At 34.9% G+C, this 12,459-nt stretch carries 14 protein-coding genes and 1 pseudogene; 9 read left to right on the top strand and 6 right to left on the bottom strand.

The features are described from left to right. Positions 1-257 precede the first annotated feature (257 nt). The gene (locus BW932_RS06345) at positions 258-830 is read right to left on the bottom strand and encodes a HupE/UreJ family protein (protein WP_076386532.1); all 573 of its coding nucleotides are present in this window, start codon (positions 828-830) and stop codon (positions 258-260) included. 65 nt (positions 831-895) lie between these two features. Between BW932_RS06345 and BW932_RS06340 the strand changes: the two genes are divergently transcribed. From BW932_RS06340 to BW932_RS06330, 3 genes are read left to right on the top strand one after another with little or no spacing between them, the layout of a single operon-like run. Next, entirely contained in the window at positions 896-1,144 is a 249-nt protein-coding gene (locus tag BW932_RS06340) for a hypothetical protein (protein ID WP_076386530.1), read from the top strand. A gap of 38 nt (positions 1,145-1,182) precedes the next feature. Next, entirely contained in the window at positions 1,183-1,422 is a 240-nt protein-coding gene (locus tag BW932_RS06335; protein WP_143745514.1) for a hypothetical protein, read from the top strand. Further along, on the top strand, positions 1,419-1,922 hold the full coding sequence (locus BW932_RS06330) for a DUF6702 family protein (protein ID WP_076386526.1): 504 nt from the start codon (positions 1,419-1,421) through the stop codon (positions 1,920-1,922). Before BW932_RS06335 ends, BW932_RS06330 begins: the two co-directional genes overlap by 4 nt. Here the strand turns inward: BW932_RS06330 and BW932_RS06325 are convergent. The 5 genes from BW932_RS06325 to BW932_RS06305 are packed head-to-tail and all read right to left on the bottom strand — an operon-like array spanning position 1,919 to position 4,877. Continuing rightward, entirely contained in the window at positions 1,919-2,491 is a 573-nt protein-coding gene (locus tag BW932_RS06325; RefSeq protein WP_076386524.1) for an acyl carrier protein phosphodiesterase, read from the bottom strand. The genes BW932_RS06330 and BW932_RS06325 overlap by 4 nt on opposite strands. A 6-nt stretch (positions 2,492-2,497) precedes the next feature. Continuing rightward, the gene (locus BW932_RS06320; protein WP_076386522.1) at positions 2,498-2,848 is read right to left on the bottom strand and encodes a type II toxin-antitoxin system PemK/MazF family toxin; all 351 of its coding nucleotides are present in this window, start codon (positions 2,846-2,848) and stop codon (positions 2,498-2,500) included. Beyond that, positions 2,832-3,068, bottom strand: coding sequence for a hypothetical protein (locus BW932_RS06315; RefSeq protein WP_076386520.1), 237 nt, complete (start codon positions 3,066-3,068; stop codon positions 2,832-2,834). The genes BW932_RS06320 and BW932_RS06315 overlap by 17 nt, the downstream gene beginning before the upstream one ends. A gap of 47 nt (positions 3,069-3,115) precedes the next feature. Further along, on the bottom strand, positions 3,116-4,462 hold the full coding sequence (gene radA, locus BW932_RS06310; RefSeq protein ID WP_076386518.1) for a DNA repair protein RadA: 1,347 nt from the start codon (positions 4,460-4,462) through the stop codon (positions 3,116-3,118). Between the two features lie 37 nt (positions 4,463-4,499). Then, positions 4,500-4,877 carry a hypothetical protein gene (locus tag BW932_RS06305; protein WP_076386516.1) on the bottom strand — a complete coding sequence of 126 codons (378 nt, stop codon included), beginning with the start codon at positions 4,875-4,877 and terminating at the stop codon, positions 4,500-4,502. A gap of 409 nt (positions 4,878-5,286) precedes the next feature. On the opposite strand from BW932_RS06305, the gene BW932_RS06295 reads away from it, so the two are divergent. From BW932_RS06295 to BW932_RS14370, 6 genes and pseudogenes are all read left to right on the top strand, one after another. Next, positions 5,287-6,894, top strand: a complete 1,608-nt coding sequence (locus BW932_RS06295) for a CTP synthase (RefSeq protein WP_076386512.1) — start codon at positions 5,287-5,289, stop codon at positions 6,892-6,894. Between the two features lie 159 nt (positions 6,895-7,053). After that, a complete protein-coding gene (yidC, locus tag BW932_RS06290) occupies positions 7,054-8,862 on the top strand; it encodes a membrane protein insertase YidC (protein WP_076386510.1) in 1,809 nt (602 codons plus the stop codon). 606 nt (positions 8,863-9,468) lie between these two features. Then, on the top strand, positions 9,469-9,618 hold the full coding sequence (locus tag BW932_RS14385; protein WP_245820668.1) for a hypothetical protein: 150 nt from the start codon (positions 9,469-9,471) through the stop codon (positions 9,616-9,618). A gap of 15 nt (positions 9,619-9,633) precedes the next feature. After that, positions 9,634-9,843: pseudogene (locus tag BW932_RS14445) on the top strand (TonB-dependent receptor plug domain-containing protein); the annotation flags it as partial. A 105-nt stretch (positions 9,844-9,948) separates the two neighbouring features. Further along, positions 9,949-10,758, top strand: coding sequence for a hypothetical protein (locus tag BW932_RS14375; RefSeq protein ID WP_245820666.1), 810 nt, complete (start codon positions 9,949-9,951; stop codon positions 10,756-10,758). An 84-nt stretch (positions 10,759-10,842) separates the two neighbouring features. Then, positions 10,843-12,414, top strand: coding sequence for an outer membrane beta-barrel protein (locus BW932_RS14370; protein ID WP_245820664.1), 1,572 nt, complete (start codon positions 10,843-10,845; stop codon positions 12,412-12,414). Positions 12,415-12,459 lie beyond the last annotated feature (45 nt).

The following is a 12,459-nucleotide window of genomic DNA, read 5'->3' as shown; positions in this document are numbered from 1 at the left end:
TTTTAATGAAAGGAAGAGCATTTAATTCTGAATCAAGCCTTGAGTTTTACTCTGAGCGGAACATAGTTTAATTAAATGCTTTTCTCTTTCTAAATTTAATAATTTTATCGATTACAAATCTAAAGGAACGGAGCTCTTTTTGCCTGGCTGAATTTTCTTGTCGAAAACTACACTTCGAAGGCAAAAAAGCGGGAGTGGAAGGCGGTCCCGATAATCCCGAAAGCTTTCGGGATCGGGATTGGCGCCCAAAAAAGACGCTAAATACGCTGCAAAATCATTTGTGCGGAAAGAAGCATCGCAACCACTGAAATCCCGATGATCCAATATTTTTGTTGAAATTGTAGGAATTTTGATAGGAAAAACAATACAGCAATAACCAATATAACGACGGTAATCTGGCCCAATTCTAAGCCGATATTGAATCCTAAAAGTGGTACTGTGATATTTTGTTCAGAAGCCATCGCCATTCTCGCGGTATTGGCAAATCCCATCCCATGAATTAAGCCAAAAAAAAGGGCCAAAACGTAATTGATTTTCATGAGCTTGTTTTGATTTTTGCGTAACAAAATATTATCAACTGCAGTGAGTATTATGGTCACAGGAATTAGAATTTCGACCAAGGTTGAAGAAAGCCTGAAAACATCGAGAACACTCAAAGCCAGCGTAAAAGAGTGACCGAGGGTAAAAGCAGTAATTAACAGCAAAATTTTCTGCCAATCACGATAAAAATAAACCGCGACTAAAACCAATATAAATAACTGATGATCGAGCGCGTCTAATGAAATAATATGTTCCCAACCGAGGTTTAGGTAAAAGAGGAAATCTTGCATGGTAATCAAATTTTAAGAGGAGCGATAATACAAAATTTATTTTAACTTTGTTTAAAATTGACAAGATGAATCTTACGATAGAAATAGAAAATAAAGAAGATTTGCCCTTCATTACAAAACTTCTGGAAAGTTTGAAAGGAGTGAAAATTTTGGATAAAAATTATTCTACTGATATTGATGATTCCCTTCCTAAGAATGTTCAGGAAGCGCTGGAAAAATATGCCGCAAACTTAACTGAAGAGGATTGCATTTCAAAAGAGGAATTTTTTCAATTCATTGATGATGAGATATGCAAGTTAGACTCTCAAAAATAGCAAAAAGCACACTTCAACATCAGATCAACTTTCTGGAAATGATCTGGACGCAAAAAGAAATTATCGTTTTTCTAAAAGATGTTAAACGTGTAATTAGTGACTTAGAAAACGAAAAACACAGGCAATACCCGAAGTCTTTTCTAAATACGAGAAGCGCTTTAATTGGAAAAAATCATGTAAGAATGTATTTCAGAAAAGAAAATAAAGATTTAATTACCATTCTACTTTTCTTTGATATGCGACAAGACCCCCAAAAAATTATTGATTTATTGAAATGAAAAAATTAATTTATATCCTATTTCTTTGCTCCTTTTTCTTTGCTCTTTGCTCCTTCAAAATCCACCCATATCATGTTGGTTCTGTAGAGTTTAACTACAATTCAAAATCGAAAACTTTTGAAATTTCGGGGAAGTTTTTTTTGGATGATCTGGAGAATGCTTTAAAAGAAAAATTTGGAAAAGCCGTTCATTTTAATGATCCAAAATATAAAACGGAGATCAATGAACTTTTAAGAAAATATGCGGAAGATTATCTGAAAATGAAATCGGACAACAAATTTCTGAAAATTAATTTCGTCGGTTTTGAAGAAGACAGCGAAGCGGTGAATATTTATCTGGAATCCGAGTCTGTAAATGCGCCAAAAAAGGTGGAAGTTGCAGTAAGTTTTCTCTATAATTTATTTGATGATCAAATGAATATCATTCACCTCATCGTAGATGGGAAAAGACAAAGCGACCGGTTAAATTATCCAAATCGGTATTTGTACAAAAATTTCTAAAACCGCTTACTCACTTCTTTTACGTGATGATAAAGATCTGGAAAGAACGAATCGAAATACTGTTTCAACTGTGGCTTATTATTCAGAAAAATGGTAAAAACAGCAAGATCTTTTTCTAAATATTTCGCTTTATTTAAAACGTTTTGCATGGAATATTTAATTCCAAAATCTTCCTTATAGTTATAGAGCCAATTGTCTTTTTCCATTGAATTGACCATTCGCAGGAGTTTTTCGGGGAGAAATTCTTCGTATTTCCTGAGGACTATATATACTTTTTCTGCGTGATTTCTTAAAACATCCTCAGACAAAGAATTCGCGAGAAAATAATCCATCGAAACATCAACAAAAGCGCCAGAATACAATCTTACAAGCGGACTGAAAATCTTTTTTGCTGCCTGAATTTCTGGATGAGCATCGGTAAAAGTGTCCACTTCACGATGCAAAGTGATTCCTTGTTGCATTCCTTCTGGAAAGGAAAACCGGTCTCTGTTTGGAATAACATCTTCTAAAAACTGACCGACAATTTGTTCCTCTGAAAAAGCAAGATAAGAATGCGCTAAATAATTCATAGAAATTTAGTGTAAATCATTCAATTCAAGAATAATTTTAAGATTTGTTTTCAAGGTAGAAATCTGATTATCAGTAATTTTTCCTATTTTTTTAATCAATCTTTTATTATCAATAGCACGAATTTGATCAATTAAAATATCAGAAATTTTGTCCAACTGATTCACTTCAGAATTCAATCGCAAACGCAGTAATTGTGAGTTTTGAAGATTTGTAGTAATTGGACAAATAATTGTTGACGGATGACCAATCTCGTTGAGAATATCGGTTTGCAAAATTACAACAGGACGAATTTTTCCTGTTTCTGCACCAATTTGAGGATTCAGATCTGCAAACCATATTTCATATTGGTAAATCATCTTCAAATGCTTCAAATTCTTTTAAAACCTTCATAGATTCTTCTCTTACAAGCAGTGATTCTTTTTGCAATTGTTTCTTTAAAGCCTCTCTCTGCTGCATTTTATTATAGAAATCAATCGCTTCGTTAATGTAACGATTTCTTGCTTTTTTCTTTGTCTTAATGATATTTTCCGTGTCTTGAAAAATAGCATCATCTATTTTTAATGAGATTGTTTTCATATTCAAGAAGTATATACTACAAAGATATACAAAATTAAAATGTATTATCAAAACAAACATTCATGAAAATCCTCGATTTTGCTCACTTCTACAATTACAATTCCGTATTTTTTCTTCGGGATTTTATTCAGATTGGAAACAAAAATCTTTTCGTAACCCAATTTTTCGGCTTCAGAAATCCTTTGTTCAATTTGTGGAATCGGACGAATTTCTCCGCTCAAACCAATTTCTCCCGCAAAACAAAAATGTTCAGAAATGGCAATATCTTCATTCGAGGACAAAATTGATGCAACCACCGCTAAATCCAAAGCAGGATCGCCTGTTTTTATTCCGCCCGTAATATTCAGGAAAACGTCTTTTGCACCTAATTGAAATCCGGCTCTTTTTTCTAAAACCGCCAAAAGCATATTCAGCCTTTTCGAATCGAAACCGGTGCAACTTCTTTGCGGCGTTCCATAAACGGCAGAACTTACCAAAGCTTGAATTTCGATCAACATCGGGCGGTTTCCTTCTAAAGTTACGGCCACAGAATTCCCGGAAAGTTCCTCGAATTTTTTGGTGATCAGGATTTCGGATGGGTTTTTAATTTCTTTCAAACCTTGCGAAACCATCTCATAAATACCAATTTCTGCCGTGGAACCAAAACGGTTTTTACTGGCTCTCAACAATCGAAAAAGATGATTTCGGTCGCCATCAAAATTTAAAACCACATCGACCATGTGTTCCAAAATTTTTGGTCCTGCAATTTGTCCGTCCTTCGTAATGTGACCGACCAAAAAAACGGGCGTATTGGTTTCTTTTGCGTATTTAATGATTTCATTGGAACATTCCCGAATCTGAGAAACTGTTCCCGGTGAACTTTCTATCAGTTGACTTTGCAGCGTTTGAATGGAATCAACAATTAAAAAATCAGGCTGTAATTTTTTGGCTTCGTGAAGGATTTTTTCCACGGAAGTTTCGGTAAAAAGAAAACAGTTGGGATTTTGAAGTTCTGTCAATCGATCGGCGCGCATTTTTATCTGCGAAGCACTTTCCTCGCCCGAAACATAAAGAATTTTCTTCTTCATTTTCAAAGCCAATTGCAATAAAAGGGTAGATTTTCCAATTCCTGGTTCGCCGCCGATTAAAGTCACGGAACCTAAAACAATTCCACCGCCAAGAACTCGGTTTAATTCTTCGGAAGGACTTACAATTCGTGGTTCTTCGAAGGTTTCAACCTCGATAATATTGATGATATGCTGCTTGGATTTGTCGGTATAACTTTTCGTGGGAGATTTTTCTACAATTTCCTCCACCAAAGTATTCCATTCCCCACAATTTTTGCACTGACCGAGCCACTGCGGATATTGCGACCCACAGTTTTGACAGAAATATGCCGTTTTCACTTTTGCCATGCTGCGAATTTCCTGAAAAAAATTGATAATTGGTCAATCAATTTACATCAAAATCCTCAAAATGACTTTTTAAATCAAGGTAAATTTTTTCAGCCTCTTTGTTTCCTTCTTTTGCGAGTTTCTTCACGTTCTCAAAATAAGCTCTGGATTGTCTGTACAAACTTTCATTTAAAACCAATTTCATATCTTCAAGTGATTGTAATATTTTAGGAATTTTAAGTTTTAAGTTTTGAAATAATTCAATTTCTTCCGGAGATTTAATGGGTTTATGACTTAATTCTTCTACAAAATTGCAAATCTGTATAAAATTCGTTTCCAATTTTTGACGATCTTCGGGTTTAAAATTTCTAATTTTCTTGAGGGTTTCTTGGAACTTTTCTTCAAACTCTCGGGTAAATTTGTCATCGTAATTCATCTTTTTGTTTTTTGTTAAAATAAATTTAGGAATATTTTAAATACTATTTATACATAATTAAAAAAAATGATAAGATTTAAACTTCATTGGATTGTAAGTTTTGTCTAAAGTGAAATCTCATTCAAAGTTTCAAATTTCTCAAACATTCAAACTTTTCAATTCAAAAAAACTCAAATACTCAAGAACTCAAACACTCAAATACTCAAAAACTCAAACTCATTGGAGATTTGATCGAAATTTTTTTTCTAAGCGGAATCTTCTAGCCCTGATTGCAGCGGCATCCTTTTTTGACGAGGAACGAGGAGAAAAAGATATAGCGGAAAGCAGGTTCCCGGCTCCTAAAAATATTTGACCAATCAATTGTTGCCTTGTCTTACAAAATCCATTAACTTTGCACAAACCTAAACTAATGAGTAAAAAGAACACGAAATACATCTTCGTAACCGGCGGTGTAACATCTTCTTTAGGCAAAGGAATTGTCTCGGCTTCATTGGGCTTACTGCTCAAATCGAGAGGATTTAATGTCACCATCCAAAAACTTGACCCTTACATTAATATTGATCCGGGAACGCTAAATCCTTATGAACACGGCGAATGTTACGTGACAGAAGATGGCGCAGAAACGGATTTGGATTTGGGACATTACGAAAGATTTCTGGATTCTAAGACTTCCCAAAATAATAATGTAACGACCGGTAAAATTTACCAAACGGTTATTGAAAAAGAAAGAAAGGGAGATTTCTTGGGGAAAACCGTACAGGTAATTCCGCACATCACCAACGAAATTAAGCGCAGAATAAAAATTCTGGCAAAACAAAACTACGATATCATCATCACCGAAATTGGTGGAACCGTAGGAGATATTGAATCGCTTCCTTATATAGAAAGCGTGCGACAATTGAAATGGGAACTCGGCGAACATAACTCGATGGTGATTCATCTAACCTTGCTTCCTTATTTGGCTTCGAGTGGAGAATTGAAAACGAAACCTTCTCAACATTCAGTTCGTCAATTGATGGAAAGTGGAATTCAAGCCGATGTTTTGGTTTGCAGAACGGAGCATCACATTCCAAAAGAGCAGCGTGTAAAACTAGCGCAGTTCTGTAATGTGGCTTTAGAAAATGTGATTGAATGTAAAGATTTGGAAACGATTTATGAAGTTCCGCTTTATTTGCAAAAACAGGATTTCGATGATGTGGTTTTGAAAACATTAAACCTGAAATCAGACAAAGAAGCCGATTTAAAAGACTGGAAAAGTTTCCTTAAAAAATACAAGAACCCGAAGAAATCCGTAGAAATCGCATTGGTTGGGAAATATGTTTCGCTTCAGGATTCCTACAAATCTATTGCAGAAGCCTTTATTCATGCAGGTGCAGATCTGGAAACCGAAGTGAAAGTTCGTTGGGTTTATAGTGGCGACCTCGATGCAACTACGATCGGAGAAACGCTGAGTGGTATCGACGGAATTTTAATCGCTCCTGGATTTGGCGATCGCGGAATCGAAGGGAAAATTGAAGCTGCAAAATACGCGCGTGAAAACAAGATTCCATTATTGGGAATTTGTCTTGGTATGCAGATCATGACGATCGAATTTGCAAGAAATGTATTAGGTTATAAAAAAGCCAACTCCATGGAATTCGACACTTCCACGCCGGCTCCTGTGATTTCTTTGATGGAGGATCAGAAAAATGTGGTTGAAAAAGGTGGAACAATGCGATTAGGTGCCTGGAAATGCACTTTGAAAACAGGGTCGAAACTCAATGAAATTTATGGCACCAAAAATATTTCAGAAAGACACCGTCACCGATACGAATTTAATTCAGAGTTCAGAGATGAATTCGAGAAAAACGGCTTGATTCCAACCGGTTTCAATCCCGAAACGGAATTGGTAGAAACTTTAGAATTAAAAGACCATCCGCTTTATATCGGCGTTCAATATCATCCGGAATACAAAAGCACTGTAGCATCGCCTCATCCGCTGTTTAAAGCTTTAATTAAAGCTTGTTCCCAAAAGTAAAATAAAAAGAGATAAAAGACCCCGTGTTTTTTATCTCTTTCATTTTAAAAGGATTGCGAAATAATTCTTCATTGCGAAAAAAATCTGTATTTTTGCACCCAAAATTAAAAGGATAAAAACCAATAAATTCGGATCCTTAAATTTTAAAATAATTTAAAAATGCAGCAAAATAACGGTTTAGATAAAAATCAATTGATCAGTTTCGCCCTTTTCTCTATGATTCTGATTGGCGCAATGTTTTATTTCCAAAACAAACAAGCCAAAGAACAACAGTTGAAAGACGCCCAAAACAAAACCGCTGTTAGTCAGAAAGTTGCGGCAAACAATGCAAAACCTGCGATTGTTACCAATTTGAATGACAGTGTAAAAACAGCATCGATTCAGCAAATTGAGTTGAAAAACAAAGAGTTGACGTTAGGAATCTCTACGTTGGGTGGTCAAATTTCTAAAGTTCAGTTGAATGAATATAAAGCGTACAACAAAAAAACAGATGTTAATGACAAACCACTTTTGGTTTTTGATAAAAACAATTCCAGTTATGGTTTTCAATTTAAAGACAAAACGGGGAAGATTTTTAATACCAAAGATCTAGTTTTTTCTCCAGTGCAAAACGGGAATTCTGTTACCATGCAGACTTCTGTTAATGGAGCTGTTATTCAGTTTATTTATACTTTGCTGAACAAATACACTGTTGATTTTAATGTAAAAACACAAGGTTTAAGTCAGTTGGTTGCTGATCAGAAAGCTGAATTTGTTTGGGATTATAATGTTCGCGGAATGGAAAAAGGCCGCTCCCAAGAACAAACCCATTCCGAATTCAACTATGCTTTTGATGATTACAACAGCTTTGATTACGACGGAAGAACCACGATGGAAGAACCAAAGGAAAAGCTGAACTGGCTTGCTGTAAAACAGCAGTTTTTCACGGCAGTCATTGAGCCACAGAAAGGTTTCAAAAACTCAAAAGGTTCGCAGGACATGATTGAAGAAGGCGAATTTTTGAAAAAATTTAATTTTAATGGTCAAGTTGATTTAGCCAACAATGAACTCAATGAAGATTTCAAATGGTATTTTATGCCTTTGGATTTACCCATGTTGAAATCATATGATAAAAATTTCGATGAATTATTGCCTTTAGGTTGGTCATTTATTGGTTCACTTAACAGATGGTTTTTCATCCCGATGTACAACTTAATCACAAGTTGGGGATTAGCTGCAGGTTGGGTAATTTTCTTAATGACAATTATCGTAAAAATTATTTTGTCGCCAGTAATGTTCAAGCAACATAAATTAAGTGCGATGATGAAGGTAATTCGCCCGGAAATTGATGCAGTCAACGAAAAATACAAAGGCGCAGATGCCATGAAAAAACAGCAAGAAACAATGGCTGTTTATCGAAAAGCAGGAGTAAATCAGATGGCGGGTTGTTTACCAGGATTAATTCAGGTTCCAATTTTCTATGCACTTTTCCGCTTCTTCCCCAATATGATTGATTTGAGAGGCAAGAGTTTTTGGTTTGCAAAAGATTTAACTGCTTATGATGATGTGATCAAACTTCCATTTAATGTTCCTTTTTTAGGAGAACACTTGAGTATTTTCGCGATTGCATGTACCGTGGTGATTCTTATCTACACCGTGATGACTGCCGGAAATATGCAGCAACCAACGCAAGAAGGAATGCCAAATATGAAAGTATTGATGTACATCTTCCCGATTACGTTCCTGTTTTTCTTGAATACTTCAGCTTCGGGACTTTCTTGGTATTATTTTGTTTCGAATGCGATTAATATTTTGATCATCCTCGTCATCAAATACTGGATTTTGGATGAGAAGAAAATTCACGCTCAAATTCAACAGAATAAAACCAAAGGCCCAAAACCTGAAGGTAAATTCCAAAAGAGAATGCGCGAGATGATGGAAAAAGCGCAAGAACAACAAAAAGTTCAAAATGCAGGCAAAAAGAAATAAAAATTTTTTATTCAAATAAATGAAAAAACGGAAGCTAGTCTTCCGTTTTTTTATGGGTTTATTTCAATACATCTATTGAACACGAAATTTTTTGCAGCAAAGCAGAATCACCGATAAAATGGATGTTGTAGCCATTTTATAAATCTTAACTAGATCGCTTCATTTTAGATCTCAGTATATTTTTAATAAGAAAACGCTTTTAAGATGAAAGATAAAATACAAACCATAACAACGTTAAATATTAAGTTTAGTTAACACAATTTTTTTAATTTTTTCACGATAATATGCCAATGAACCGTTTTACTGATTATACGAACAATCTTCTGAATTGATAGAAATCCCATAATCTACACTTTATGTTACAAGCTGACTATCATAGAGTTTAAAATAAAGAACAGACTTTTTGTTATTTAATTTGTCAATGACACAGATACGGTTTCCTGCATCAGGATGGAAGGGAATTTCTTTGTTTAGATTAATAAAACGTCGCACTTTTGCGCTCATGAAAAAATTTAATTTGTTATAAAGAAATTAACAACAAGCGTATTGGCTGTGGTTTTGAGTTCAACATTTGCATTAGTAAGTGCGCAACAAAAAACAGATACAGTGAAAACCAAAAATATCGAAGAGGTCATTATTACTGGCGCACTGGGTATTAAAAGAAAAGCTGATGCAGTTACTAATGCACAGCAAGTTGTAGGTGCTAAAGAACTTACCCAAGCTTCGTCTCCGAATGCTGTACAGGAGATTACCTGAAAAGTTTCGGGTTTACAAATCTCGCAAACTGATAATAGTGTTGGTGCAAGTAGCAGAATCGTTATCAGAGGTAATAAATCGATCTCTAGTAATAATCAGGCTTTAGTTGTAATCGACAATGTTATTTCAACAGCGGATATTCTGACCCAGATTCCACCAGAAATCATTGAAAATGTAAATGTTATTAAAGGTTTACAGGGATCTGCACTTTATGGGCAACAAGGAGCGAATGGAGTTATTTTAGTCACCACTAAACGAGGATCAAAATCGGAAAAAACTCAATTTACCTTAACATCATCGGTGGAGGTAACTGAGGCATTTAAATTCCCATTGATTCAGAAGAGATATGGTAAAGGTTATCCTGGTGAACCAGGCTTTACTGCGGGTGACGTAGATTACAATGGTACCACTTATGTTCCTTTTGAAAATACTTCATGGGGACCTGATTACAACGATCCACTTATTTCTGGACAATATGTTCCGTCTGGATTGCCACAAGCTAATAATGTTCCGTTATTTGAAAAGTATGCACCGGTAAAAGATCATTTTTCTAAATTTTTCAAGAATGGTGTTGTTTATCAAAATGGTTTAACAGTTAATTCCGGTGGAAGCGATTCTTATGCTTTACTATCCATAAACAGATTGGAAAATAATTTTGTAATCCAAGATGATAAATTAACACAAAACAGTTTCTTGATTAAAGCCGGTAAGAAATTAAATAATTTAAGAATTGACGGACAAATAAACTACATCAGTAGAATTACAAGTGAAACCGATTCTAATTTATATGATGACATGCTGCAAAAGCCGTCATCTAATGATATTAGAGTATATAAAAACTCTGGAATCGAGGGTTTTTTATCAGCTTTCAGTATCAATCCTTATTATACTGTTGATCACACACGATTTGAGACCAACAATGACTACTTATCTGGAATACTTTCTTTACAATATGATTTCAACAAGCATATTAACTTGTCTTACACAGGAAATCTGAGTATTAAAAATACGCGTTCAGACAATCATAATGATGGATTTGTTGCAAAACAAGTATATACTGATAGTGGTGAAACAGTAGATGGTGGAACTTTACAAGATTATAGTGGTACAGCTAATTTCGATTCTTACTACATCAATTGAATCATCAACACCCGAAATTATTACGGTGATTTGTTGTTAAACTTTGATTATGATCTTACGGAAGACATCAATTTCAAATTAAATTTGGGTAATAACATTCAAGATAGCTACAGAACTGCAAGATCTATGGGATGTTCAGGATTAGCTGTTCCAGGATGGTATGACATTCGGAATGTATCAAATGTCATTCAGGCGAGTAACACCAATGGAGCACAATTGTATGATAATTTAGGATTTGAAAACAACACCATTAGACAAAGATCTATTGCTGGATTTGCTAATTTAGATTTATCCTTTAGAGATTATCTTTATTTAAATTCAAGCTTTAGAATCGAGGAAAGTTCGGTTTTATCTACCACCTTCGACGGGGAAGTCCACAATAAATCTTACCCTTATTATTCTATAGGAGTATCATTTATACCAACAAAAGCTTTTAGTTTTTTTAATGATACTTTCGTTAATTTCATAAAAATTGCACCGAGTTACACCAGAGGAGGAAACACTTCGGCTATTTCGCCTTATGAAACCTCTGAGGTAGGAATTATTCCTTCAGGATATCCGTACAACACCATTTCTGGATATGGAATTAACCCTTCGCAGACCAATAGAAATATTAAACCAGAATTTGTTAGCACAGCTGATCTCAATGTACAGCTTGGATTCTTGAAGGATAGAATTACTTTGGAAGGATTTGTTTATCAATCTGATACCGAAAATTTAATTACCAATGCAAATGTATCTAATACTTCGGGTTTAAATACCTTGAGAGACAATGTTGGTAAAACGAGAATGAGAGGATTTGAAGTTGATTTGGGTCTTACACCTATTAAATCTGCAGGCATTGTTTGGAACATCCGAGCATCTTACGCGATGTCTCGATCCAAAGTGTTAGAATTACCAGAAGGAGTCGCTGAAGTAAATATTTATACACCATACACCAATCGTGGAATTGGAGTATATGCAGTTTTAGGTGAAGATTTTCCGATTTTAAAAGGAACTACTTTTCAAAGAGATGATCAGGGAAGAATTATAGTTGATTCGAATGGAACCCCACTTTTAAGCACAGAACTTACTAATTTGGGCAGAGTAACACCTGATTATACTTTAACATTGAATACCTCAGTGAAATTCAAAGGATTCACACTTTCTGGTTCAATGGACTACCGAAAAGGAGGTGTATTTTCCACTCTTACCAAATCCCTTCTTACCTTTACAGGTGCTGCAGAAGAAACAGGAGATTTCGATAGAAGCCAAGGCTACATCGTACCGAATTCTGTTCAATTGGTCAACGGAGGTTATGTTACCAACTCAACACCAGTGGGTGGATCTGCAAGTTACGCGAATGTTGCCAATTATTTCACCTCTTCAACATTGCAGTCTTTGGGAGAACCAACGGTTATCGATGCTACTGCTTTTAAAGTAAGAGAAATTTCATTATCCTACGATATTCCTAAAAATGTTTTAGCAACAACTTTTGTTAACAGCTTAACAATCGGATTATATTCCAGAAATCCATTCATCGTATATGCGAAGGAAAACAGAAATTATTCTGATCCTGAAACCGCATTAAGTAATGGTAATGGATTCGGTATTGCGGGAACGGGACAATATCCTACTCAAAGATCTTTTGGAGTAAATCTAAAAGCTAGTTTTTAATTTTAAATTATTAATATTATGAAAAACAGAACAATAAAAAATGTT

Source organism: Kaistella chaponensis (genome assembly GCF_900156725.1).
GTDB classification, from domain to species: Bacteria; Bacteroidota; Bacteroidia; order Flavobacteriales; family Weeksellaceae; genus Kaistella; species Kaistella chaponensis.
The sequence above is the reverse complement of the archived record's forward strand: the minus strand, read 5'-3'. Positions and strand labels throughout refer to the sequence as shown.

What these genes read in the sequence shown, in the direction of transcription:
- BW932_RS06315 (WP_076386520.1), bottom strand. Translation starts at nt 3,068, where the DNA reads ATGAAAACAATCTCATTAAAAATAGATGATGCTATTTTTCAAGACACG.
- BW932_RS06295 (WP_076386512.1), top strand. Translation starts at nt 5,287, where the DNA reads ATGAGTAAAAAGAACACGAAATACATCTTCGTAACCGGCGGTGTAACA.
- BW932_RS06305 (WP_076386516.1), bottom strand. Translation starts at nt 4,877, where the DNA reads ATGAATTACGATGACAAATTTACCCGAGAGTTTGAAGAAAAGTTCCAA.
- BW932_RS06325 (WP_076386524.1), bottom strand. Translation starts at nt 2,491, where the DNA reads ATGAATTATTTAGCGCATTCTTATCTTGCTTTTTCAGAGGAACAAATT.
- BW932_RS06345 (WP_076386532.1), bottom strand. Translation starts at nt 830, where the DNA reads ATGCAAGATTTCCTCTTTTACCTAAACCTCGGTTGGGAACATATTATT.
- yidC (WP_076386510.1), top strand. Translation starts at nt 7,054, where the DNA reads ATGCAGCAAAATAACGGTTTAGATAAAAATCAATTGATCAGTTTCGCC.
- BW932_RS06335 (WP_143745514.1), top strand. Translation starts at nt 1,183, where the DNA reads ATGATCTGGACGCAAAAAGAAATTATCGTTTTTCTAAAAGATGTTAAA.
- radA (WP_076386518.1), bottom strand. Translation starts at nt 4,462, where the DNA reads ATGGCAAAAGTGAAAACGGCATATTTCTGTCAAAACTGTGGGTCGCAA.
- BW932_RS06320 (WP_076386522.1), bottom strand. Translation starts at nt 2,848, where the DNA reads ATGATTTACCAATATGAAATATGGTTTGCAGATCTGAATCCTCAAATT.
- BW932_RS06340 (WP_076386530.1), top strand. Translation starts at nt 896, where the DNA reads ATGAATCTTACGATAGAAATAGAAAATAAAGAAGATTTGCCCTTCATT.
- BW932_RS06330 (WP_076386526.1), top strand. Translation starts at nt 1,419, where the DNA reads ATGAAAAAATTAATTTATATCCTATTTCTTTGCTCCTTTTTCTTTGCT.